Consider the following 25,636-nt stretch of genomic DNA (forward strand, 5'->3'; position numbering starts at 1 on the left):
CCTGAACGTCATATGAGTCATAGTTCGTCATGAAACTTGTTGAGTTTCGCGGGGCTTCTTACAGTCGTTGTACATCTGCTGAGCAACGCTGGAGGATCAACGATGACAACGACAACTACGACGCACCCACTGCCCAACGCGACGATTCAGGGCTTCCCGAGAATCGGTCCCGACCGTGAGCTGAAGCGCGCGGTCGAACGCTTCTGGAAGGGCGGCCTGAGCGAGGCCGAACTCATCGATGAGGTGCGCGAGCAGCGTGCGGCCACCCGCGCACGGCTGGTAGGCCTCGGGCTCCAGGCGAGTGGCGGGGCAGTGCCCGAGAGCTTCAGCCTCTACGACCAGGTGCTCGACGCCACGGTCGCGGTGGGCGCTATCCCGGCTCGCTTTGGCGACGTTGAGGGGTCAGCCCTGCACCGGTACTTCGTGCTCGCGAGGGGCGACGCCCAGCACCAGCCGCTCGAAATGACCAAGTGGTTTGACACGAACTACCATTTCTCGGTTCCTGAGATCGACGAGCAGACCGCGTTCGAGGCGAACGCCGACTGGTACGCCGATGGTGTGCGTGAGGCGAAGCAGCAGGGCATCGAAGCACGCCCGGTGATCGTGGGCCCCGTAACCTACCTGCTGCTCGCGAAGGCGAGTGAGCAGGCTGCGCCGGGATTCAATCCCGTCACCCGTCTCGCCGACTTGGTCGGGGCATACGCGACGCTCTTGCGTGAGCTCAAGGCTGCCGGTGCGACCTGGGTGCAGCTCGATGAGCCGGCACTCGTCTCAGACTCGCTCGGGCTTGACCGGGGTGAAATTGTCGCACTCGTCGAAGCGGCATACCGTGAACTCGCGGCCGAGGCCGACCGCCCAGCGATTGTGTTGAGCGCGCCCTACGGTGACGTGGGCGAGCACCTGACCCGACTCGCAATACTTCCCGTCGAGGCGTTGCACGCCGACCTGGTTCGGGGTGCCGTGCCAGAGCCCGCAGCGCTCGCCGAAGCACTCGGCGAAACACAGTTCGTTGCCGGTGTGATTGATGGGCGCAACATCTGGCGCACCAACCTGCGCGAGCGTTTTGCTGAGCTCGAGGCCCTTCGCGAAGCTGGCGTTGTCCCGGTCGTCTCAACCTCGAACAACCTGCAACACCTGCCCTACGACGTGCGCCGCGAGACGAAGCTCAGCGACCAGCTGAGGTCGTGGCTCGCGTTCGCCGATCAGAAAGTCGAGCAGGTCGTTACCCTCGCCCGCGGGCTCACCGAGGGTGCCGGGGCGATTGAGACCGAGCTTGCCGATGTCGAAGCGGTGCTTCGAGACCGCGATCAGGCGCCGGGCGTGCACCTGCCCGAGACGCGTGACCGAGTTGCCTCGGTGACCGCCGAGAGTCGTCAGCGTGCGAGCGAAAAAGAGCGGCGTGAAGCGCAGCGGGCCCTCTCGATCCCGCAACTCGCAACAACGACGATCGGTTCGTTCCCGCAAACCTCAGAGATTCGGGTCGCTCGCGCTGCTTTCAACCGTGGTGAGATCGACGAGAGCGCTTACAACGCGTTCTTGCGTGAAGAAATCGAGCGGGTTATTCGCCTGCAAGAAGAGATCGGGCTCGACGTTCTCGTGCACGGTGAGGCCGAGCGCAACGACATGGTCCAGTACTTTGCCGAGCACCTCGAAGGCTTCGCCGTGACCGAGCACGGCTGGGTGCAGTCGTACGGTTCACGCGCGACCAGGCCCTCGATTCTGTGGGGCGATGTGGTGCGTTCGGCGCCGATTACCGTCGGCTGGTCATCGTATGCGCAGTCGCTCACCGAGAAGCCGGTCAAGGGCATGCTCACGGGCCCAGTCACGATTCTGGCATGGTCGTTCGTGCGCGATGACCAGCCGCTCGGGCAAACCGCTGAGCAGGTCGCACTCGCGCTCAGAGACGAAATTCGCGACCTGGGCGAGGTCGGGATCGGCATTGTGCAGGTCGATGAACCAGCGCTTCGTGAGTTACTGCCGCTCGAAGCCTCGCGCCACGAAGCATATCTCCAGTGGTCGGTTGGCTCCTTCCGCCTTGCGACCGGCGGGGCACCCGCGGGCGTGCAGATCCACACCCATCTCTGTTACTCAGAGTTCAACGAGATCGTGGGCGCGATCGACGGCCTCGACGCCGATGTCACGAGCATCGAGGCGGCGAGGAGCCGCATGGACGTCGTGCAACCCATTGGCGACCACGGCTACTCTCGCGGCATCGGCCCCGGGGTGTACGACATTCACTCACCCCGCGTGCCCGGCGTCGACGAAATTCGCGACCTCATTGAGATCGCCCGTGAGCGGATCGACGCCGAGCTACTCTGGGTCAACCCCGACTGCGGGCTCAAGACGCGAGGGTACGACGAGACCGTTGAGAGTCTCAAGAACCTCGTGGCTGCAACGAAGGCCGTGCGTGACAGGGAGCAGGTGTGACAACGGGCGTGAGCCAGCCGCTGCACACCGAACCGGTTGGCTCACTGCCGCGGCCCGCGGCGCTGCAGCGGGCGGTGCTTGAGGCTGAACTGGGGCTCGTGAGCGCCGAAGCTCTTGCCGAGGCGCAGGATGCCGCGGTCGCCGAGACCCTTCAGCGCATGGCCGAGACCGGGTCACCGATTCTCAGCGACGGCGAGCAGCGTCGGGCGAGCTTTGCGACCTATTTTCTCGACCAGGGTGATGCTTCTGAGGGGCCCGTGTTTGCGGTGTTCGCCGACGGGCATCACCGTGTGGTGCCGAGGCTGCTGAGGGCGCCGCTGCGCTACCGGGTGTGGGCCGCTGATGATGTGAAGAAGGCGAGGGCCCTGACCGATGCGCCGCTCAAGCAGGCGGTCATCTCGCCCTCGATGCTCTCGCTCATGGTGCCTGAGTCTGGGCTCGCGGGCTACACCCGTGCAGAGTTTCTCGACGATGTCGTGACCCAGTGCGCCGAAGACATCCGGCGCTCCTTTGCCGCAGGCGCGAGCCGGGTGAGCATCGACTTCACCGAGGGGCGCCTCGCCCTGCGTACCGACCTCAGGGCGCCGTGGGCTGGGCCGAGCGCGCTCGCTGGGTTCATCGACCTGGTGAATCGCGTGCTCGACGAGCTGACTCCTGAACAGCGTGCGGCAACCGGGGTGCACACGTGCCCAGGCAATGACCGTGACAGCGCACACTCGGCAGACGTCGATTACGCGAAGCTCATTCCCGAGCTGCTGCAAATCGAGGCGGGCTACTTTCTTGTGCAGGCCGCGAGCGAAGAAGATCCACAGCGAGTCGCATCGCTCATCGGCTCGCAGCTCGGTGCGCTTGACGAAACGGGGCACCTGCCGCACATTCTGCTCGGGGTGACCGACCCCACAAACCCGAAGCTCGAGACCCCCGAAGAGGTGCGCGACCAGCTCGTCAAAGCCTCACGCTTTATCCCGGCGAACCTGCTCGGCTCAACCGACGACTGCGGGTTCTCGCCGTACCTCATTGACGACAAACCTCGTCACGGCTCGCCAGACTTCGCCCGTGACGTGGCGTTCTCGAAAATTGCCGCCAGGGTGCGGGGCACGGCGCTCGCCGCAGAGGTGCTCGGGCTCACGAACGAGACGGTGGGTGCGTCATGAACGATGTTTTACTCACCGGAACCCAGCCCACGAAACCCAGGTTCTCGTTCGAGGTGTTTCCCGCGAGAAGCGGGGCGGCAGCACTTGCCCTCGGCAACGCGGTGCAGCACCTCGCTGCCGAGGCCCCCGGCTTTATCGCCGTCACCTACGGTGCCAACGGCTCGCACCGTAATGCCTCGCTCGACCTGCTCAAGCACATTCGCGACCACACCTCGGCTCTGCCGCTCGCGCACCTCACGACGGTCAATACGTCGCGCGACGAGCTGAAGGCGACGATCCACCGCATTCTCGATCTCGGGGTGCACGACTTCTTGGCGCTCGTCGGCGACCCGCCAAAGGGGCTCGGGCTCGATGATCCCGTGTTTCGCGATGCGCTCAGCGCGGCAGAACTCGTCGAACTCATCGCCGAGGCGCGCGCCGAGCGGCCACCGCTTACGAGCGTCGGGCGAACCGCGGTAGCGGCCTACCCGAATGGGCACCCACTCTCGCGAAGTCGCGGGGCCGATCTTGAATGGCTAGCGGCGAAGCAACAGGCGGGAGCGCAGTTTGCCATCACCCAGCTGTTCTTTCACGCCGATGAGTTCTTGGAGTTCGTCGCCGATGCCAGGCGCGCTGGTGTGACGATGCCGATTATTCCGGGGCTCATGCCGGTCGCCACGAGTGCTCAACTGCGCAAGGTCTCGGCCCTCGCGGGTCAGCCCGCCCCGAAGGAGCTCGAGCGGGCTATCGAACGGGTTGGTGGGTACGCGCCCGACCTCGGGGTCGCGCACACCATCGAACTCTCGCAGGCGATTCTGGCCGAGAGCATCGACTCGCTACATCTCTACACCTTCAACCGACACGAACAGGTCCTGGCCGTCTTGCGTGAGCTCGGGTTGCTCACTGCGAAGGCGTCGCCGGGCCATGCACAGTAACGGAGCACGCACTATGAACGACGCACCCTGTCAAAGCCGCACCCCCATCAGCGATTGGAACGGCTTTGCTTTCGAAACACGGCAGGTGCACGCGGGCGAGTACCGCGATGCGAATCGTGGCCTTCGCGTTCCGCCCGTCGCGCTCTCGGCCGGCTACGTGTTTGAAGACTTCGACGACGGGGTTGCGAGGTTCAACAGCACCTCGACCGACCCGATTTATTCGCGTCAGGGCAACCCGACGAACCAGGTCGCCGAGCAGCGATTGGCCTCGCTTGAGGGCGGCAGCGCTGCGGTCACGGTGTCGAGCGGGCAAGCTGCGATCACCTCGGCTATCTTGACGCTCGCGCAAACGGGCGACCACATCGTCTCGACCGCGTCAATTTATGGTGGGACGCGCATTTTGTTTGGTCGCAGCATTGCTCGCGCCGGCATTGGCGTCGATTACGTGTGGAACATCGATGATGACGACGAGTGGCAACGCCTCATTCGCCCCGAGACCAAAGCGATCTATACCGAGTCGGTGCCGAACCCGCTCAACGACATCACCGACCTGAGGCGCATTGCCGAGGTCGCCGAGCGCTACCACCTGCCCGTTATCGTCGACAATACGGTCGGCACCCCGGCGCTCATCAGTCCTTTCGCTCACGGAGCGCACATCACGGTGCACTCGACAACGAAGTTTTTATCGGGGCATGGAGCCGCCGTCGGTGGTGCGATAGTTGACGGCGGATCATTCGACTGGCTCGCCGCGTCGCGGGCGGGGCGTTCGTACCCACTCATAACCCGTTCGTTGCGGCCCGGCCTCGGCTCGTACGTTGACCGTTTTGGCAGTACCGCGTTTGCGCAGGCGGCTCGCGAGCAGGTGGTCAACGACATTGGCCCGACCTTCGCGGCCTTTAACGGTTTTCTCTTGCATCAGGGGCTCGAGACCCTGTCGTTGCGCATGGAACGCCACGTCGACTCGTCTTTGCGCATTGCCGAGTGGCTCGAAGAGCAGCCCGAGGTGCTTGCGGTGCACTATGCAGGCCTCCCGTCGAACGCTCGCTACGAGCTTGCGAAACGTGATTACGGGGGCCGCACGGGAGCTGTGTTCGGGGTTGAGGTGCGCGGGGGAGAAGCGGGAGCAAAAGCCTTCTTCAACGGACTGCAAATCTTCTCACGCATGACCGGTATCGGTGACACACGCTCAATGGTGTTGCATCCGCTTACTTCGACCCACGCGAGCTTTGCTCCGGAGCTGAACCAGCGGCTCGGCGTCACCCCTGGGTTGCTGCGGCTCTCGGTCGGGCTTGAGCACGCTGAAGACCTCGTGAACGACCTGCGCGGTGCGCTCGATCGGGTGCCGTGAGACTCGCTTGAAAGTGCTGTGCGTAAGGGGGCAGCAGCGTGCGGCCGTGACTGCCGCAGGTGATCAGAGACGGTGCAGAAAAGCAAGGAAAGAGTGTTTTAAAAAGGCCCTCTTATCAGGGTTTATGTCGAATTGACAGGTGAGGTTGCCCTAAGCTATCTTCAGTGATGGTGGTTAGGCCGTACTTACCTCCATCAGTTCTATACTTTCTTAGGTGTGAGGAGCCCTGACGAATGTCACTGTCTCGAGTCCGAAAGTCGATTGCTTCACGGGGAAGTGCCCGGGGCCAAAAGTCCCGAAGCGCTTTTGCTCTTCTCACTACCTTTCTTGTCGCCTTTGGCAGCATGTTCGCTGTTCCCGCTGCACAAGCAGCCGAGCCTGCCATCGTCACACCGAGCGTTCAGGCGGTAAGCGCCGATGGAACGCTGACAGTCGACGTAACGGCCACCGGGCTCCCGGACGTTGAGTCAACGTATGCCGCGCTTGTGCCCAAGGGCGGTGACGGTACTGAGTACGCTGCTTTTGCAATGCCCTTTCCAACGGTGGCTGGCGGTTCAAGTACGTTCACACTGACCGCGAAAACTGTTGCGGCGGGCGATAGTCAGGCGCTGATTCGTGGCCAGCAGTACGAGGTGCTGCTCTGGAAACAGCATTCGGCCGCTACGCCCGAAAATGTCTACGGCCGTGCAGACTTGGTGGTTACCGAGGCGCAGTGGGACCAATTGTTCCCTCCCGCTCCTGTCGCTCAGGATACGAGTGTGACTCTTTCGGCCGCATCGACCACGCTCACTGAAGGCGAAGCAACGACGCTGAGTGCTTCGGTAAGCCCGAGTGACGCAGCAGGCACTCTGACCTTTGTAAACGGCGACGCTGTTCTTGGCGCGCCGATTGCAGTCTCTGCAGGCCAAGCGTCGATCGAGACGGGTGCGCTCGCACTCGGTGATCACACCTTTACCGCCGTCTTTACGCCGAGCGATGAGGCGCTCTTCACGGGCTCTACCTCTGCTCCTGCCACTGTTTCGGTGACTGCAGCCGAGGCTCCTGTTGATCCGGTTGACCCGGTTGAGCCAGCAACTCCGAAGTTGTCGGTGTCGCCGAATGCTGATTTGAAGGCTGCTGGTGACACGGTGACGGTGAAGGGTGAGGGTTATAACCCTGAGCAGAGCATTTACGTGTTCTTGTGTGCTGATACTGAGTTGCCGACTGATTTGTTTACGTATGCGATGGGTTGTCGTGATGGTTCGAAGCAGGTAAAGCCTGAGGCGGATGGCACGTTTGAGCTTGAGTATGCGGTGAAGCAGCTTGATGGTGGCGCGACTGCGGTGTTTACTGCTGCGAACCATACGGGTATGCAGGATCGTTCGTTTGATGCGAAGGTGCTTCTGAACTTTGCTGAGGGTGCGACTGAACCAGAGGTTCCGGTCGATCCTGAGACTCCCAAGCCGGTTCAGGGTGGTTTGACCTGGGGCGTGAAAAAAGACTTCGTTGACTACATTGAGGGCCCTATCGCTAAGGGCTCTGTCAAGATGATGAAACCGGCCACTCGCAAGGGTGACCAGTTCAACTTCCCGCAGATCGTGGGTGGTAAGTGGGATGAAAAGACGCAGACTGGCACCGCGAACTTTGGTGGTGCAGTGACCTTCTACGGGCACAAGGGTGCTCTAAACGTCACTCTTGCCAACCCTCAGGTTGTTGTTCAGAGTAAGAACGCTGCGGTATTGAAAGTCGATTATGAAGGTAAGCGGGTTTCAATCGGAAATGTAGATCTTGCAAGCGCGAAGGCCACGAAAGCGAAAGACGGAAGCGTTACGTGGAGCAATGCCTCCGTGAAACTGCACAAACAAGGCGTGAACGTTTTCAGCTATGCGTTCGATGGCGACAAGCTAACAACCTTCTACAGCGAGGGCGATGAGCTTTCAAAGCTCACCTTTACTGTTGGTTCGGCGTCTGACGAGAAACCGATCGTCGTGCCTCCCAAGCCTCCGATCAAGAAGCCAAACCCGAAGCCGCTTCCGAAGCCCGCTCCGCCAGCCGTCAGCCAGCAGAACGGTGCAGCCGCAGGCTCGCTGACCTGGGGCGTCTCGAGCCCGTTCGCTGCGTACGTGCAGGGCAAGATCGCGAAGGGCGGCATTTCGACGCAGGGCGTTGGCGGCGGTCAGGGTGGCTTTGTGTTCCCGCAGGCCGGTGGCGGCAGCTGGAACGCACAAACGCAAACCGGTTCGATTCAGTACTCGGGCGTTGTGCTCTTCACCGGGCACGGAGGCCTGCTCTCTGAACCGATCGCCAACCCGACGATCACCGTTCACAACGCATCGAGCGCAACGCTCACCGCGAGCGGGCGCACCTTCGGCCTCAACCTCGGCGCGGCCTCGAAACAGGTTGGCCCGAACGGCGAGGTGACGTGGAGCGGCGTTCCGGTGAGCGGCGGTTTCACCTACGGCTCATATAGCCTTGGCGCCGATCCGCTGAGTTTCACGGTTGGCTCGGCCAGCACGGCTTCGTACGGCGCGCAGACCGCTGGGTCTCCGCAGGCAACCCGCGCGGTTCCTGAAGAGCCGCCGGCGACGACCGGCCTCGAGGTTCTCACCGACCCCGAGAAGCTGCGCCCCGGCGCAACGATCGAGATTGAGGGCTCGGGCTTCGAACCCGAAGAGTTCGGCATCATGGTCGTGCTCTATTCTGACCCGATCGTGCTCGACACTGAGGCGAGCGCCGACAAGAACGGCGTCGTGCGGTGGATCGGCAAGCTGCCCGAAGATATCGAACCAGGCATGCACACGTTGACCCTGCAGGGCAGCATTTCGGTTGGCAGCGAGATTGAGATCTTGAAGCCCAAAACGAAAAAGCAGACCCTCGAGGTAAACCGCGACGAGCAGCTTCAGGCCGCCGGCGCGCAGCCGCTTGCGGTCGCTGAAACCAGTACCGAGGGCTCGAATAATGCCTGGGTGTGGATCGGCGCCGTTGCTCTGCTCGTGGTCGCCGCGGGCGCGGTCACCCTGGTCGCTGCGCAGCGCCGTAAGGCGCAGCAGGCCTAATATGACAGAGACCTCACGTTAGGAACATGATGAAGAACCGTTTTGTTGAGAAACTCGCTGCGGCGGCTGGTTTCACCGCGCTCACGGGCGCGTTGCTGCTCGCGCCGGCCACGGCCCAGGCGGCCCCCAGCGACGTTCGGCACGCTGAACCTCGCCACACCGAGAGCCTCGCAGCATGCGACGTGACCGATGCGACGCTCAACTGGGGCACGCTCGAACGCTGGCGCGCCTACATTCAGGGCAGCATTGCTCAGGGCTCGTGGTCTGAAGACGGGAATGTCGCCTATGAACTTCCAGAATTTCGGTGGAGCGAGGGCGAAGGCATTGTCGCGGTAACCGCCGAGGCCGGCAGCGTGAACTTTGAAGGCACGGTCGCGTTTGAGGGGCACGATGGGCTGCTGAACGTGACACTTGGTAACCCGACGCTCGAGATCGTTGACCCGACCGAGGCCTACCTGTTGCTTGACCTCTCGTCGACGAAGCAGAGCGGCGAGCCCGACATTGAAGTGAAGCAGGAGCGGGCGGTGAAGCTCGACTTCAACGCCGCAGCGGGCAAGGTCGAGGGCAATACCCTGACCTTCAACGCGCTCGAAGGTCAGCTGACCGCCGAGGGAGCCGCCGCGTTTGGTGGTTTTTACTCAGCAGGCGAGCAGGTCGACCCCGTGACCGTCACGATGAGCACTGGCGACTCTGGCTGCTCATTCGTGGCCAGCGATGAAGAGCCCGTTCCGGCGCCGTTGCCCGAAGAAGATGATGCGGCAGACCAGCAAGAGCCGGTCGACGAGGGCAACGACTCTGCCGAAAATGAGGCTGACTTTCCGTGGTTGCCCGTGGTCATCGGCGGAGTCGCGCTGCTCGTGATTCTTGGCGCTGGCATCATGCTGTTTACCGGCCGCAAGAAAACTGAGCCGAGTGCGTCAGAGCCCGGTGGCGACGCCGATGATGCTGAGACATCGCAGGGTCACGGTAACGAGTAATTCCTTGCGCGCGGGGGCCTACGGGCCTCCGCGCTTTGCTTTGCCCGACCTATACTTCGCGACGAGGCAGCACGATGCCGCGCCCGGTCACCGGGTGACGAATGACCTCAACCGGGGTCTCATACACCTCGGTGAGCAGTGACTCGGTCAGCACCGCTTCGGGGCTGCCGCAGGTGACCAGTTTGCCAGACGAGAGCAGGGCGATACGGTCGGCGAATGAGGCTGCGAGGTTCAGGTCGTGTACCACGATGAGCACGGCATCGCCCGCATCTGCCCGCTGGCGTACGAGCTGAAGCAGCTCTTCTTGGTGACCGAGATCAAGGGCGGCGGTTGGCTCGTCGAGCATGAGCGCCCCGGTGCGGCCTGCGATGACCCTGGCGAAGGCGGTTCGAGCTCGCTCACCGCCTGAGAGGGTTGGCACGCGACGATTGCCGAGGTGCCGAATGTTTGCGGCGTCGATCGCCCAGTCAATCGCCTCGGGGTCTTCGTCTTCAAGCGGGGTGCGGCGCCATGGCGCACGGCCCATTTCGACGACCTGGTGCACGGTAAACGGAAACAGCACTTGGTTGTCTTGTAAGAGCACGCTGCGACGGCGTGAGAGCTCGCGCAGGTTCCACTGCGTGAGCGGCTGCCCAGTAAATCGTACCTCGCCACCGTCGGGAGGTAGGTCGCCAGAGAGGGCCGCCATGAGCGTTGACTTGCCGGCTCCATTGGGGCCGAGCAGCGCGAGAATCTCGCCGGCCCTGAGATCAATCGATACCTCGTCGAGCAGCTTTCTGCCACCACGTTCGACGGTGATATCGACAGCCTCGAATACGGGGGTTCCCGCCGGCTGGGGCGTCGGTGCGATGAAGTGTTTCGCGTTCATGATTAGCCCCAACCTCCCGAGCGCTTGCGGGTCGTGCGCAGCAGCCAGAAGAAGAACGGGCCGCCGACGAGACCGGTAAGCATGCCGATTGGCAGGTCGGCCATGGGCACGACGGTTCGAGCGGCAAGGTCGGCGAGGGTCATGAGAATTGCGCCACCGAGCATCGAAGCCCACACGAGCGGACGGTGCGCGGGGCCCAAGATCATGCGCATGAGGTGCGGCACGACAAGGCCAACGAACGAGATCACGCCGGCGAACGCGACCGAGACGCCAACGAGCAGAGCGACGAGCACGATGACGCCGACGCGCAGCATTTCGACGTTCACACCGAGGTGCCTTGCGTTACGCTCGCCGAGCGCGAGCAGGTCAAGCTTGTGCGCGATGAGGAGTGCCACGACAATGCCGGCGAAGATCACGGGAGCAACAACGCTCACCTGATCCCAGCGGCTGCCTGAGAGCGAGCCGAGCTGCCAGAACACGATCTCTTCGCGCGACTGCGTGTCGCCGAGAAAGGTGAGCAGGGCGATGCCCGCGCCAGCGACGGCGTTCACGGCAATACCGGTGAGCACGAGGGTGACGACCTCGGTCTTGCCCTCAGAACGGCTCATTGAATAGACGAGAAAGGTGGCCGCGAGGCCCGCCAGAAAGGCGAATACTGCGGTGCTCCAGCTGCCAAAGGCGGTGAAGCCAAACACGATCGAGATGCCTGCACCGAGGGCCGCTCCCGACGAAATGCCAATGACTCCTGGCTCTGCGAGCGGGTTACCAAACACCGCCTGCATCAGCAGGCCCGATACAGCGAGGCCTGCGCCAACGAGCGCGGCCATGGCAACGCGAGGAAAGCGGATCGCCCAGAGCGTCTCATCGGCCATTGGCGTCGCAGGCTCAGCAAACCAGTCGAGTCCGACTTTACTGAAGAGCGACCCGAGTACCTCAGAGGGTGGAATGGGCAACTGGCCCACGCCTGCCGAGATGAGAAGCGTGATGATGAGTACCGCCCAGAGCGCGACAAAAAGAAGCGTCGATACGGCCCTGCGGCCACGCATTGAAGCTGTCTGATCTTGCATGTGGGTGCATGAGCTTTCTACACTGTGGGGCGCCAGGAAACGGAAGTCTGGCACACAGTATCTTAGGGTAGGCTAACTCCTCGTACCTGTGTGAGTCTATCGACTCCCACACTGCTGAGGGGAGAAGCACCGAGTAATGAACAGAACACGACACAAACCGCTTGTTCGTTCTGCAGCTCTGCTCGTGGCCGTCTCGATGCTCTTGACCGGCTGCCAGGGCGCACAGTCTGGCAACACCGGTGGCAAAGAGACGCAAACGGTTGAGCTGGCGCCGCTCAGTGAACTCACCCCCGTTGACGACCCTCGTGCGGTCGTCGGCCCCACGCATGTGCAGGTCGGTGGGCCCTCGTTCGAGACCCCGAGCGAAGCGGCTGAGCCCGACCTCCCAGCGACGGTTCTCTCGAAAGATCTCGACGGTAAAACCCCAGAAGTCACCGTCACCGATACCTCTCGCATCATCGCGCTCTCGATTACCGGGACGCTCGCCGATTACGTCGTGGCCCTCGGCCTCGGCGATAACCTCGTCGGCAAAGACACTGCGACGAGCGCCCCCGGTACCGAAGACCTCCCGCTGGTAACGGGCTCGGGTCACGTGGTCAACGTCGAGGGTGTGCTCGGTCTCGAGCCCACGGTCGTGCTGACTGACGGTTCGCTCGGCCCCGATGACGTCGTGCGCATTCAGCTGCGTCAGGCGGGCGTTGAAGTCGTTGCGGTCGATCGCATTACCGACTTCGAGTCGAGCTATCAGGCCGCCCGCGATGTCGGTGCGGCTTTGGGGCTTGCCGAGGCGGGTGAGCAGCTTGCCGACGCTATTGAGCTGTCGATTGACGACAAAGTTACCGAGATTCAGCAGACCGTGAAGCCCGCTGACGCAGAGCGTTTGCCGCGGGTTGTCTTTTTATACCTGCGCGGATCAAAGGTCTACTACATGTTCGGTGAAGGCAGCGGGATCGATACGCTGCTGAACGCTGTCGGTGCAGTCGATATTGCGACCGAGCAAGGCTGGAAGGGTGAGAAGCAGGTTACTCCTGAGGCCCTGGTCGCGATGGATCCCGACGCGATACTCGTCATGTCGAAGGGGCTCGAGTCGGTTGGCGGCGTTGATTCCCTCATTGCCGACCTCTCGGGGGTCGCGCAAACGAAAGCCGGCAAGAACCGTCGCATCATTGACGTCGACGACACCCTGGTGCTCGCGGGAGGTACCCGAACGGCCGATGTGCTCGACGGCCTCGCACGAGCGCTGTACGCGCCAGACTCTCTTCAGTAGACGTAGAGTACGCTTGGAATCTCAGGCAGCATGACCAAGGAAGCGATCCAGTGATCACGACACGGCCCCACGAAGAACAAACCGCCGCCCCAAAGCAGGGTGACCGCTTTGACGGCGTGAAGCGTACGTCTCGCGTTGGCGCGCACCGCGCTGTCGAACGCCCCGGCTCACCGGGCGCCTGGGTGCTTGTCTCAACGCTCATCGCACTCATTCTGACGGCAGTTGGCATTCTGCTCTATACGCTTATTCCCTCGAGCGTCTCGTTCGTTGAACAGCTGGGCCCGGACGCCAAGGCGCCCGCCCCTGTCGCAGCCGAGATCGACCCTGAAACAACGGTTGCCGTGCTCAACGGAACCGACATTGCCGACCTGGCCTTCGCGGTTGACACCGCGATCGGCGCCGAGGGGTGGGGAACCACGACCTTCGCGGGAAATGCTGAAGACCGAAACGTGAAAATTTCTGCAGTGTTCTACAGCGACGAAGCGAGCGAGGGGCTCGCAAAGGGTCTTGGCGAAAAGCTCGGCGGCATCTCCTATTACCAGAACGCGAGTTTCGTGACCGAGGGGAGCCAGCTTACGGTGCTTCTCGGTGCTGATTACAGCGGCCCAGGGCTTGAAGAGGCCAAGCAATCAGCCGGCGATGCTGAGTAGTCGCTGACCTCTAGGCGGTGCGCTTGCACTCTCAGGCGCAGAGTGCCAGAATTGTTTTAGCACTCGACAACGCTGAGTGCTAAGGGCCTCGGGTCACCCGGGCTCTTTCCCACAGCGTACCGGCGCGGCATAGCTCGCCCAACGTCCAGGAGGGACGACAGAAACATGGCAAAGATTATTGCTTTTGACGAAGAAGCACGCCGAGGGCTTGAGCGTGGTCTCAACATCCTCGCTGATGCAGTCAAGGTAACCCTCGGCCCCCGTGGTCGCAACGTCGTACTCGAGAAGAAGTGGGGCGCCCCCACGATCACTAACGACGGTGTTTCGATCGCTAAAGAGATTGAGCTCGAGGATCCATTCGAGAAGATCGGCGCAGAACTCGTTAAAGAGGTTGCGAAGAAGACCGACGATGTTGCCGGTGACGGCACCACGACCGCTACCGTGCTTGCACAGGCGCTCGTGAGCGAAGGTCTGCGCAACGTTGCAGCCGGTAGCGACCCCATCGCGATCCGCCGCGGCATCGAGAAGGCCGTTGCGGCAGTCTCGGCCAAGCTGCTCGAAAATGCGAAAGAGATCGAGACGACCGACCAGATCGCAGCAACCGCTTCGATCTCGGCTGCCGACCCCCAGATTGGCGAGCTCATTGCTCAGGCCATCGACAAGGTAGGCAAAGAGGGCGTTGTTACCGTTGAAGAGTCAAACACCTTCGGTACCGAGCTCGAGCTCACCGAGGGCATGCGCTTCGACAAGGGCTTCCTCTCGGCATACTTCGTCACCGATGCTGATCGTCAGGAGACGGTCTACGAAGACGCGTACATTCTCGTCGTCAACAGCAAGGTCTCGAACATTAAAGACCTGCTTCCCGTTGTCGAGCAGGTGAGCCAGTCGGGCAAGCCGCTGCTCATCATCGCTGAAGACGTCGAGGGCGAAGCACTCGCAACCCTCGTGCTCAACAAGATTCGTGGCATCTTCAAGTCGGTCGCTGTCAAGGCTCCCGGCTTCGGCGACCGCCGCAAGGCAATGTTGCAGGACATCGCTATTCTCACCGGCGGCCAGGTCATCTCAGAAGAGGTTGGCCTCAAGCTTGAGAACACGACGCTCGAAATGCTCGGCCGTGCACGCAAGGTCATCATCACCAAGGATGAGACGACCATTGTTGAGGGCGCAGGCGAAGAAGAGCAGATTCAGGGTCGCGTTACCCAGATTCGCCGCGAGATCGAGAACACCGACAGCGACTACGACCGTGAGAAGCTGCAGGAGCGCCTCGCGAAGCTCGCTGGCGGCGTAGCCGTTATCAAGGCGGGTGCAGCAACCGAGGTTGAGCTCAAGGAGCGCAAGCACCGCATCGAAGATGCGATTCGTAACGCAAAGGCAGCCGTTGAAGAGGGCGTTCTGCCCGGCGGCGGCGTTGCACTCGTGCAGGCTGGCCAGGACGCCTTCGAGAGCCTCGAGCTCGACGAAGACGAGGCCGTCGGCGCTCGCATCGTTGCAAAGGCCATCGAAGCGCCACTGCGCCAGATCGCTACCAACGCGGGCCTCGAGGCTGGCGTTGTTGCTGACCGCGTAGCGAGCCTGCCTCACGGCCACGGCCTGAACGCCGCGACCGGTGAGTACGGTGACCTCGTAGCGCAGGGCATTCTTGACCCCGCCAAGGTAACCCGCTCGGCGCTGCAGAACGCCGCATCGATCGCAGGCCTCTTCCTCACCACCGAGGCAGTTGTCGCAGACAAGCCAGAGCCAGCAGGTGCTCCGGCAATGGATCCGGGCGCGGGTGACATGGGCTTCTAAGCCTGAGCACTTTCGCACTATCCCGAGAGGGCCGTCTCTTCCGAGAGGCGGCCCTCTCGCGTTTCCTGGGAAAACGTTGTCTCTGCGTGCACAAATGTTGCCTCTGTGCCTTGTGCGGTTGCGAAACGGCTGTAGAATATTGTCGGGTTTAGTGCGGGGCCTCACCAGAGCGTTACAAGGGTTGAGCGCTCCGTCAGACAAGGTGTCTTCTCGCGCGTAAAAACGTAGGGGAATGCATTTGTCGCATACAGATACGGGCACGACAACCGTGCCCAAAAACAAGGCTGTCCGTTCGGCGATCGCCGGAGTCTCGATTGCCGCGATCGTTGCGGGAACACTCGTGACCGCTGGGGTGGGGGCACAGCGCGCGCTCGCGAACGAGGCGCGGCCAGAGGTTACACTCACCCCGCAAGAAACACACATCTTGGGTGAAGACCTCACGGTCGACGTCACCTTCAAGAACCCTCAGGGTGCCAGCGCGACCTACAACCTCAGTGCGAGCCTGCTGCTGCCCGATACCGTTGAGCTTGTGAGCGCAGAGAGCGCCCCTGAAGCCTCGTTGAACGCGCTCACGCTGATTCCAAACGCGACATATCACGCCGGCGACGCGCTTCCCGGAACCCCGGCTGCGGGCGACACGTGCAAGAGTCTCGGTCTCGACGGCCCGATCTCTGGCCACTGCATCGTGCCAAAGGGCAAACAGCTTGCCGTCTTCGAAAACTTCTCTGACCTGCCCGAAAAGGCCTCGATCTCGTCGAAGCTGAAGCTTCGCCCTCTCGTTGATGTGAAAGACACGGGAGACATCGCCAAGGGCTTTGCCGTGGGCGACAACATCGAGCTCAGCATGAGCCTGTTCGCATCGAGTAACGAGCGCTACAACCCCATGTTTGCTGGCAGCAACTCGGTGGGAGGCGCGAAAGCGACCGCGGTGACGTCGCAACGCTCGGTCGCCGAAACCTCGCCAAAGGTCAACGCGCTCAGGGTGACGAAGTCAGAGCCGAGCCCTGAACACGAGCTGCTGCGCGGGGTGCACGAACAGAGCACCATCTACACGCTTACCGTTCACCACACGGCAGAGGGCGACCTACACGATGCGGTGGTCGTTGACTATCTTCCTGCGGGGCTTGAATACCTCGGCTCGTGCGATCTTGCTGACAACACGACCGACGCGGGTAACGGCAAGGGCGCTGCAGAATACGAAGGATCCGGGGCCCTCGAGACCGGAGCCGTAGGCGACAACTGCCTTGACGAAGCGAGCATCGAAACGATCGAGGTTGCTGCGGCCGACGCTGAAGCACTCGGCCTCCCGGGCGCTGGCGTGTACACGAAGGTGACCTGGAACGTGGGCGAATGGCTCGCGACGCAGCAAGACACCGGAGTCGCGCCGGTCAAGCAAGCCGCGAGCGGAGGAGCTGGTAAGGCAGCCTCGACCGTGATCCGCTATAGGGCAGGCGTGCCGCTCTTTGAAAACACGCTCTTCACCGAAGAACAGGCACAGACGCTTGGGGCAACGGGGCAGGGAGCAAATCTCGACAACAACCTCGGCGCATCGACGCGGCACGGCTCTCCCGATGCCGACGACCGCGACGCGAAGAAAGCGAAAACGCTTCGCAACACCGCCGTGGCCGAGGGCACATGGAACGGTGTGCTGCCAGAGAGCACCCTCGCTGAACGCATTGAAGACTCCGGTTCAACGAGCGTCAAGGTCGTCGATGTGCGCGTGCGCAAAGACGTGCGCGTTAAAGGCTCAAGCTGGGGTGCCGAGGCATCGTTCGAGCAGGGCCGCGTGGTTGATTATCGCTTGCGCGTTGCAACGAGTGAGTACGTTGGAGCGGCGGTGAAGGATCGCCCGACTCGCCTCGTTGACGACCTCGAAAACGGCCTGTGCCCCGCGTACCCGGCGAGCATCACCGAGCAGATCTCATCGACCGCGGTGAACGCGGCTACCGGGCAGCCGAACTTCTTGATTGGCGACCCGAACACGGTTGAAGGCCGAGACTACGTCGACCTGAAGACCTGGAATGCCACACTGACCAAAGCCGGTCTTGAAAGCTGCCAGTGGGGCCCCGAATGGTTCACCAACGATGCAACCTTCTCAGGCGCCGAGCTGAGCGGCATCGCCTTTGACCCAGAAACCGGTCGTTTTTACCAGGACCTCGCGTTCGACACGAAGAACGAGCAGGTGCTTTCTGGCCCGAATGCCGAGGCTGCGGTGGTGTACTCGGTGCACCAGAACAGCGCATACCTCTCGAAGAGCGGGAAAAACGGCGCGACGACCTCGGGCGACATCGTGCGCAACAGCGTCGAAATTGAAGCGCTCACAACGCCCACGCCAGAGACCGCTGGAATTGAAAACGCTGGCGGTTCGACGGTGGGCGAGGGCTTTTACGTCTCTGACGACTCAGAAGCCAGGGTTCGCACCGCCGATACGATCATCTCGAAGAGCGCCCTGAACAGCGAGACGGTTTCGGCCGGCGACATCACCCACGGCGACCTTGAGTGGGGCAAACGGAAAGAGACCCCGGTCGCGGTCGGCGACGAGGTCTGGTACAAGATTCACTGGCAGTCGGCGAGCGGCGCCGATGTGCGTAACCCGCAGCTCACTGACTTTTTGCCTGAGGGCATGGCGTTTGACCCCGCCGGCCTCGCGAAGGGCAACGAATGGAACGCCTCAGAGAACCTGCGCGTGGTGCCAAGGACGCGCAGCGGCGCAGAGATCACCAAGGCCACACTCGGGCCCTGTGCCTTTGACCTCACGAACGACACGAGCGCGGCAGAGGCCATTGAGCTGTTCAACGGCAAGGTGATGCTTGACGATGAGCAGAACCCCCGAAACCTCACCTGGAAATTCGGGTCGAACGACTGCTATCCCGCGGGCGAAGGGCCCCACGCATCGGCCGATCGCTTCTGGCCGGCCGGGGTAGACCTTGATATCTATCTCAAGGTGACGGTCGTCGAAGCGCAGGCGTTTGGCGACGTCGACGTCGTGCAGAACCTTGCGAAGTACCAGCAGACCAACGTTGACGGTCAGATCTCGTTCATGCGAGACGACGCCGAGGTCACGCAAGACATGTCGGTGCGACTCATTAAGGGCATCGAACGAAACGACTACAGCGGTGAGACCGGTAAGCCCGACTATCCAGTGGCACAGACCGTCAACAGCAATGTTGACGGCCAAGACGTCGTGCAGGGCAGCGAAGTGACGTACCGTCTCGATGTGACGGCCCCCGCTGCTACGACCCAGGACTACGAGGTGTGGGATCTTCTCCCCGCTGGGGTGAGCGTCTCTGATCTGCTCGGGTATGACAAGACGAGCCACACGGTCACGGGCACCGGCGGCCTTTGGAGCGCGGTCGAGGCCGAGACGCCTACCGTGTGGAAGCAGGGCGAAGACTTCACGGTTCAGGCGTATGACTGGGAGAACATTCCGGCAGACCTTCAGGGTCAGCTCTCACCCGAACTTGCCAAAGAAAAGCGCAGCCTCGTCGTGTGGAAGGTGTCGGCTCAGGTTGCCGGCTCAACCCAATTGCAGGGCGAGAAGGAGCGCACCGAGCGCGGCTTCACGCTCGGCTACACACTCGTGGTGCCTACCGAGCAGACCGATGCCGACCGAGCAGCTCAGGTCACTCAGCAATACGAGAACCTGGCCTCGATCGCGCAGTACTCGGTGCGCAACAACGGGGGTGGCACGACCGAACTCGTGCCGACGGTTTCAGACAGTGCCGCTCAGGGCAACGTGCAGTACGGCGGCAACACGGTTGCTTCCGGCACCCATGGGCAGGCAAAACCGGTCGTGCAGCGCACGGCACAGAACGGCCAGTACGCTGTGCCGGCAGACTTCGCGACCGACCCGTCGCACGTTGTCGTGCCGAGCGTGAAGACGGCCAAGAAACTGGTCTCGACCGAGGTGAAGCCAAGCGGTAGCGCCGTAAGCGACCCGAGTAACACCTCAGTGCTCACGGGCACCGCACCCGGCAGGCCCGACGACGCCATCGTGCAGGGCGAGCACGCGACCTTCGAGTACTCGGTCACGATTCCCGCAAACACGACGGTCAAGGGCGCACAGCTTGCCGACGACGGAACACTGAGCTGGTCCAATGCCTCTGGCACACCCGCATCAGGCAGCCTCGAGTACGAGTTCGTCGAGGGCAGCGCGGTATTCGCCGGCCCGACAGAAGAGTACGATTTCGCGGGCAAAGGCTTTACGCTTCATGAAACGCAGCAGGGTGACAAGCGACCCGGAACGCTCGTGTTTCCTAAAAAATACACGAACAACTCTGGCAAGGCAGAGACCTTCAGCGTTCAGGTGACCCTCTGGGTTCCCGACGCCGATGCCTCGCATGCTGATCGCAAGCCAAACCTCGGCAATAAAACCACGCTCACCAACACAGCCACGTACCGGTTTAATGACCCAAACAAAGGCGATGGCGATATCGCTGAGCAAAAGTCGACTGACACAGTAACCTACCTCGAGCCTGCCCTGAAGATCACCAAGAGCGCGAACAAGTCGGTCAACGTCAGTGGTTCTGACGCGGTGCAGTACACCCTCACCGTGGCGAACGAGAACGGCAGAGTCGCGAGCTACGACAACACGGTCGTCGATGAGGTTCCTCAGGGACTCTTCATTGAAAAGGGATCGTTCGCCGTGAACGGCAAGGCCATTGCCGATAGCGACCTCACGTTCACGAAGAACGTCTTCGGCGGCGAGGGCGGCACCATCACCTGGAGCCCCGAAACGATCGAAGCGCTCAAGACGGTACCGCAGAGCGTTAAGCTCACCTACTCGGCGAAGATCGCACCAGAGACGGGAGCCGGAAAAACCTTTACCAATACGGCGACGGTGCGCGGCTTCACCCTGCCTGAAACGATTGACGCTGGCGACCCCGCCGATGCGAACGCGAAAGACGTGCGCAGGGGAGATCGATCCGCAAAGCATTCTGCGACGATCACGGCTACGACTGCTGAACTCACGAAGCAGGTGCGCATCGCGGGCGACGAACAGTCGAAGTTTGCGACCAAGGTCACCGCTCCGGTTGGCGAGACGGTCGAGTACCGCGTCGACGTCGCGCTGCGACCGAACATCAGCTACTACAAACCCGTCATCACCGACACGCTGCCAGCCGGAGTCACCCTCGTTGACGCGAAGGTGAGCGGCCCTGAGATGGTTTCAGGCGGCAAGGCGCTCGAGGGCAACTGGCAGCACACGAACAGTGGACAGCAGCACACGTGGGCCTACGACGGCAACATCGCCTCTTCGACTGAAGCGAGAACACTGCGTCTGACCTACCAGGTGCACCTTGGCACCGGAGTGGCTCCCACGCAAAAGACACTGACAAACTCGGCGTTCTTCGGCTGGAACGTCAGCAAGACTGGCACCGAGCGCAAGCAGACCGGTCGCGGCAGCGCAGACGTCGCGATTGTCGACCCGAAGCTCAGCCTCACGAAAAACGTGGCGATCGCGAGCGAGGGTACGTGGCGTGACTCGGTCAGCGCTGAGGTCGCCGAAACGTTGCAGTACCGCGTGGTCGTGCAGAACACCGGCACAACCCCCGCATACGAGAGCGTCGTGACCGACACCGCTCACGCTGGCCTCGTGATCGACGCCAAGAGCATTCGCGTCAATGGTGCGAAGCCGGCCGCTGACGAGATCACGGTAGCGGGCCAGACCATCACCTGGACCCCGCACCGCGCGATCGCACCCGGCGCCCAAAACGCCGTGACGCTGACCTATGAGGGTACGTTTGCCCCGTCGAGTAAGCTCACGAGCAACGGCAAACACGTGAGCGAGAAGCTGAAGAACGAGGCGCTCGTGAAGCGCTACGAGTCGTGGCCACGAGACGACAAGGGTAAGCTCGCCGGGCGCGAATACACGCCGAATGCCAACGACAAGGGCGTGCGAGACACGGCCGAAGCCGAGGCTCGTTTTCCCTTTGTTGAGCTCTCGAAGAGCTCGGTCGACAGTAGCCGAACCGCCTACGTTGGCGAGCCCTTCGAATGGCGCATCGCTGCCAAGAACGTCGGTGCGGGCAACGCCCAAACCGTCGTGATGAGCGACGTGCTGCCCGAGCACTGGACCTTTGGCGAGGTCGTGAGCATGACCGTCGGCGGCGCACCAGTGACGCCGTTTGCGCCAGAAAAGGCCAAAGACGGATCGCTCACCTGGTCGTTTGGTGCGGCTGCGAACGAGGCTGAAGCAGGCTCAGGGCCCGCTGCCATCCTGCCTGGCACCGCGGGCGGCGCTGGCGAGGGGGCACGCGAGATCGTGATCCGCTACACGGCTGTGCCGCAAAACCCCGAGGCTCTCACGACGCCTGGGGTCGGTTCATCGAAGCCGCACACGAACACCGTGAGCGCGGTCACGACCGACGGTCGGGGCGAAACGGCGACGAAGAGCCGCGAGCACACCGGCCCGAAGGCAAGCGACAACGCGTTCTTGCGCGAAGCCGATCTCTTGCTTGAAAAACGGGCGATTGGTGGAACCACCGAGTCGATCGCGCTCGCAGGCGATGAGTCGATTGCTGCGGGCAGCTGGGTTCCGGGTCAGAGCGTTGGCGGTGGCTACGATCAGCCGCAGTGGCAGGTCACGGTCACCAATGCTGGCCCTGACGACAGCTACGGCCCCTTCGCGATCACCGAAAAGGTGACCGAGCCGAACGGTGTCACCACGGGCGAGTGGGTCGCGACTTACTACCCGAGCAAGAAGGATGCCGAGAAGGGCACCAACGGTTCTGTGCTTGGCCGTTACCACGGCGAGACTTTCACCGTCGGTGACGAGCAAACCATGCTCGATGCCAAGGGCAAGGGGCGCATTGTGCTCGTGGCCGACGTGACCGTCGAGCCGGGCGCCGTCGCAACGGGCAGCGAACTCTCGAACACGGCATCGGTTCTCGGGCGCACCTACGAAGCGCCGAAGAACCTGCCAGAGAACGCGAAAAACCCCAACACCGCGACGGTTCACAAGGAGCTGACGCCGTTCGCCGATCTCACGATCGCAAAGACCGTGAGCGCCGAGGGATCTGCCGCACCGAGCGCTGGCTCACCGGTCACCTGGGGCATCACCGTCACGAACCTCGGCCCGTCGCCCTCGCACGCGAGTGCCGACGTGCCAATCACCGTGAGCGATACGGTTCCCGCGGGCATCGTGGGCGTGACCGCCTCTGAGATTGATGGCGAGTGGATCGCTACCGTCAAGCGCGAGGGCAAGCCGAGCGAGTTCCCGGCGAAGGCCGGAGACGTCGTGACCTGGACCTACCAGGGCGAGGCGCTGCCCGTTGGCGCAGCCAGCGAGCTGACGCTGAGCGGCACCGTCAAGAGTTCACACACCGGAGCGATCACGAACACCGCGACCGTCAAACCGGGTGTGACGCCAGAACCCAAGCCGAACGAACCGAACGAAGACTCGGTGACGTTTGAGCCCGGCAACGACACCACGATTGGCATCACCAAGACCCGTGTCGTCAAGGTTGCGGGTGAGTGGCAGCCGGCAGCGGTTAATGATGAAGACGCGCCGATTGTCCCGGGCACCGAGGTGAGCTACCGCATCACCGTGCGCACGAACGGTCTCGCCGACGCGAGAGGCGTTCAGGTTGTCGATGAGTCGCCGGCCGTGCTCACCTACCTGCGTCATGAGGGGCTTCAGGGTACCGATTGGAAGCACGCCGCTGGCGGCACGAACGCCGCAGGCGTCACCGATCAAGGGTGGGACACCTTCGGGCTCCAAGACCCCGCAACCATTGTCGCGGGTGAAAGCGAGAGCTTCGTCGTGACCTATCGGGTGGCGGATCACCTCGCAAACGGCCAGCAGATGGTGAACGAAGCCGAGGCCTCGGCCGAGAACGCCGTCGATAAGCCACGAGACCGTGACAACGGCAGCTTGAACCGCCAGGTCGATCTCTCGATCGCAAAGACACACACCTCTCCCGCAGTCGGCGAGGCGGCGATTGCCGGCTCGAGCGTCGATTACCTGCTCAGCATCACCAACCACGGGCCGAGCGTTGCAACGTCAGCGGTGCGGGTTGAAGATACCCTGCCCGCGGGCTTGAGCCTCGGCCAGGTGCAGCGCATCACGCTTAACGGCCAAGAGGTTGCCGTGCAGCAGCCCGAAGTCGTGGGGCAGAAGCTCGTGTGGAGCGACCTGATGAGCGGGGCCGACCTTCCCGTCACGGGAACCATCGAGATCGCGTACACCGCAAATGTCGCTTCGACGATGCGAGCCCAGACCGGTGTGCGTAACCTCGCAACGGTTATTCAGGACGAAGATATCGACGGCAGCAACAATGATGCCGCCGATCTGATTGACGTGCGCACGAGTGCTGAGATGGCAGTGACCAAGACGGTTGCCGCAGGCCCATGGGTCGCAGGAACCGAGGTCGAGTACACCCTCAGCGTTGAAAACACCGGCCCCTCGGCGGCTCCCGCTCGGGTGGTTGATCAGTTGCCTGCTGGCCTCACGCTCGTCTCGATTGACGGGGCCGACTGGCAGTGCGACGCGGTGACGCAGCACGCGACCAGCGGTTCGTGCGAGTACACCGCCAACGGCGGGCTCGTGCCGGTTTCGACGGCCGCTGCCCCGGTCGTCTCTACGATTACCGTCGTCGCGGCGATCTCTGATAGCGCGACCGCGCTGCCTCAGCCGCTCACGAACGAGGCCGTGCTGACCTGGCACGACAGCGAGGGCGAGAAGCGTGACCGCGATGAGGTCGCCATCACGGTCTCACGTATCGCCGATCTTGGGCTCGAGAAAGAGGCGCTCAAACGCGTCGTCGCGGCCGACGGTTCGGTCACGTACGAGCCCAATGGAACGCACGTTGCCGGCACCACGGCGTGGTACCGCATTGTCGTTGCCAACCACGGCCCGAGCGACGCCACAAGGCCGCTCGTGGTGAACGACCAGCTGCCAGAGGGCATGAGCTTCGTGGGGCTCGCCCCCGAGAGCGTCGACGCGTGGAAGGCAGAGGTCTCGAAAGAGACCCCGGGCCACACCGTCTTCACCAACGAGGCCGACAGCACCCTGCTCAACGGGCAGAGCGTTGAACTCGTGTACGAGGTAAAACTCGCGGCCGAAGCGCCAACGCACGACGCCGACGGCAACGCCATCGAGCTCACGAACACGGCAGCACTCGACACCGAGAAAACGCTCGATCCAAACGGCGACCCCAAGACGGGCCGTGAGGCACCCGATGGTGATGAGGCGGTTGTCGCCGTCGCGCGCCAGATCGATCTCGGTATCGCAAAGAGCCACGAGGCAGGAGCCGTCAAGGTCGGCTCACCGCTCGCCTTCATCATCGACGTCGTCAACCACGGCCCGTCGCAGGCCACGGGCATCGTCGTTACTGACACCGTTCCTGCTGGGCTCGATGTGTTGAGCGAGGCTGGCCCCATCCTGACCGAGCAGGGCGAGAACACCGGGTGGATCATCACCGGTGCGACCCCCGCCAGTGATGGTTCAACCGTCGTGACCGCGAGTTACGACGCGGCCTTGAACCCGGGTGAGCGGGCAACCCCGCTCTCGCTTGAAACGATGGTCACCGCTGGGGCGTTCCCTGGTGTGACGAACGTGGCCGAGGTTCGGGCGGCCGAACCAGAGCCAGCAGACGACTCGAAGCACCCGAACCGAGCCGAAGACGCTGTGACGGTGCCACCGCTCGTCACTCTCGAGGTCGAAAAGCGTGCCGTCGGAACCTTCACGGTTGGCGAGCGTGCCGCATTCGAGATCACGGTCACGAACCACGGCCCGACCGCTGACCCCGGCCCGATCACCGTCACCGACGTGCTGCCAGAGGGCCTCACGTACGCTGACGCATCGCTCGAGCCGGTGACGGTGAAGGGCCAAACGGTGACCTGGTCGCTCGAAGAGGGGCTCGCCACCGGCGAGAGCACCTCATTCACGGTCGGTGTGACGGTGGGCAAGAATGCCTACCCGAGCGTCACGAACGTCGTCACGATCGACACCCCGACCGAGGTAACCCCCGACTCGAAGCTCGACGACGCGGCGACGGCTCCCGTGGCCGCGGCCGACGAGCTGCCGAACACGGGCGGGGCGGGCCAGTTCGGCCTGCTCCTGGTGCTCGCTGGCCTGCTCCTGATCGCGGGCGCGGCATTACTGGCCCGTTCGGAGCGGAGGCGCCGCACGGCGTAACGC

At 62.7% G+C, this 25,636-nt stretch carries 12 protein-coding genes; 10 read left to right on the forward strand and 2 right to left on the reverse strand.

The features are described from left to right. Nucleotides 1-102 precede the first annotated feature (102 nt). The 6 genes from metE (at nt 103) to JSO19_RS09735 (ending at nt 9,855) form a co-directional block, all read left to right on the forward strand. A complete protein-coding gene (metE, locus tag JSO19_RS09710; protein WP_270911403.1) occupies nt 103-2,427 on the forward strand; it encodes a 5-methyltetrahydropteroyltriglutamate--homocysteine S-methyltransferase in 2,325 nt (774 codons plus the stop codon). Next, nucleotides 2,424-3,581 (forward strand): hypothetical protein, encoded by a 1,158-nt coding sequence (locus JSO19_RS09715; protein ID WP_270911405.1) that lies wholly within the window; start codon nt 2,424-2,426, stop codon nt 3,579-3,581. The genes metE and JSO19_RS09715 overlap by 4 nt, the downstream gene beginning before the upstream one ends. Then, nucleotides 3,578-4,495: a methylenetetrahydrofolate reductase gene (locus JSO19_RS09720; RefSeq protein ID WP_270911406.1), complete on the forward strand. Its 918-nt coding sequence runs from the start codon at nt 3,578-3,580 to the stop codon at nt 4,493-4,495. Before JSO19_RS09715 ends, JSO19_RS09720 begins: the two co-directional genes overlap by 4 nt. Before the next feature lie 13 nt (nt 4,496-4,508). Next, entirely contained in the window at nt 4,509-5,843 is a 1,335-nt protein-coding gene (locus JSO19_RS09725) for an O-acetylhomoserine aminocarboxypropyltransferase/cysteine synthase family protein (RefSeq protein WP_270911407.1), read from the forward strand. A gap of 344 nt (nt 5,844-6,187) precedes the next feature. Beyond that, a complete protein-coding gene (locus JSO19_RS09730; protein ID WP_270911408.1) occupies nt 6,188-8,878 on the forward strand; it encodes an HtaA domain-containing protein in 2,691 nt (896 codons plus the stop codon). 26 nt (nt 8,879-8,904) lie between these two features. Further along, a complete protein-coding gene (locus JSO19_RS09735) occupies nt 8,905-9,855 on the forward strand; it encodes an HtaA domain-containing protein (RefSeq protein WP_270911409.1) in 951 nt (316 codons plus the stop codon). 49 nt (nt 9,856-9,904) lie between these two features. Here JSO19_RS09735 and JSO19_RS09740 read toward each other — a convergent pair whose 3' ends face one another. Both JSO19_RS09740 and JSO19_RS09745 read right to left on the reverse strand, forming a co-directional pair. Beyond that, nucleotides 9,905-10,723: a heme ABC transporter ATP-binding protein gene (locus JSO19_RS09740; RefSeq protein ID WP_270911410.1), complete on the reverse strand. Its 819-nt coding sequence runs from the start codon at nt 10,721-10,723 to the stop codon at nt 9,905-9,907. 2 nt (nt 10,724-10,725) lie between these two features. Continuing rightward, a complete protein-coding gene (locus tag JSO19_RS09745) occupies nt 10,726-11,790 on the reverse strand; it encodes a FecCD family ABC transporter permease (RefSeq protein WP_270911412.1) in 1,065 nt (354 codons plus the stop codon). Nucleotides 11,791-11,926: 136 nt separating this feature from the next. Here JSO19_RS09745 and JSO19_RS09750 point away from each other — a divergent pair, with 136 nt between their 5' ends. From JSO19_RS09750 to JSO19_RS09765, 4 genes are all read left to right on the forward strand, one after another. Continuing rightward, a complete protein-coding gene (locus JSO19_RS09750) occupies nt 11,927-13,057 on the forward strand; it encodes a heme/hemin ABC transporter substrate-binding protein (protein ID WP_270911413.1) in 1,131 nt (376 codons plus the stop codon). 50 nt (nt 13,058-13,107) lie between these two features. Continuing rightward, on the forward strand, nt 13,108-13,707 hold the full coding sequence (locus JSO19_RS09755) for a LytR C-terminal domain-containing protein (RefSeq protein WP_270911414.1): 600 nt from the start codon (nt 13,108-13,110) through the stop codon (nt 13,705-13,707). 165 nt (nt 13,708-13,872) lie between these two features. Then, on the forward strand, nt 13,873-15,495 hold the full coding sequence (groL, locus tag JSO19_RS09760; protein ID WP_217135117.1) for a chaperonin GroEL: 1,623 nt from the start codon (nt 13,873-13,875) through the stop codon (nt 15,493-15,495). A gap of 238 nt (nt 15,496-15,733) precedes the next feature. Continuing rightward, complete coding sequence (locus tag JSO19_RS09765) at nt 15,734-25,633, forward strand: isopeptide-forming domain-containing fimbrial protein (RefSeq protein ID WP_270911417.1); 9,900 nt, start codon at nt 15,734-15,736, stop codon at nt 25,631-25,633. Nucleotides 25,634-25,636: the final 3 nt, after the last annotated feature.

Source organism: Leucobacter sp. UCMA 4100 (assembly GCF_027853335.1).
Lineage (GTDB): Bacteria > Actinomycetota > Actinomycetes > Actinomycetales > Microbacteriaceae > Leucobacter_A.